This is a genomic window from Kocuria sp. CPCC 205231, from assembly GCF_040980965.1.
Classification (GTDB): Bacteria; Actinomycetota; Actinomycetes; order Actinomycetales; family Micrococcaceae; genus Kocuria; species Kocuria rosea.
The window spans coordinates 1-525 of sequence record NZ_JAVKPP010000109.1; the positions used below are offsets into that span (position 1 = coordinate 1).

The window sequence follows — 525 nt, forward strand, 5'->3', positions numbered from 1 at the left end:
CGATCTCAACGGATGGATAAAAGAGGAATTGTTCATAGACTTCAAGATTGAGACATGTAATTCAAGAAAGGAGTTCGAGGAGGCCTTGGACGCATACGTGGATTATTACAATGAGAAAAGACCATGTTATGCTATCGGCTATGATACGCCAAATAATTACAGGAAGAGGTTTTATAAAGGGGAGCTTCCAAGAAAGGACACTTTTGGGAAGCGAGAGGCTAATGCAACACCGAAGTTCATCACAGAACGGAAGAAAATGGCTGGAAATGAGAAAAATAAAGAATAATGTTCACTTTTATAAAGAAAAACTTGCAAATATGGATGAGATTGTCTACTTTTGCAAATGAAAAGGAACGAAATTTGATAGATATGTGTACTTTTAAAAATATAAATAATTAATAATCATTTTTTGTGTCCACTTTGGGGAACTGCTACAAACTGCTACAAATTTGAGTGTTAAAATTTGGAAAAACGGACAAAAATGTACTTCCCTGAAAAAGGTTGTCACTTAGGAACAAACAGAAG

At 35.0% G+C, this 525-nt stretch carries 1 protein-coding gene; it reads left to right on the top strand.

Going from position 1 to position 525, the window contains the following annotated elements; genetic code table 11:
• A partial coding sequence (locus RF640_RS19100; protein WP_368828676.1) for an IS3 family transposase occupies positions 1-286 on the top strand: 286 nt, incomplete at its 5' end.
• Positions 287-525: the final 239 nt, after the last annotated feature.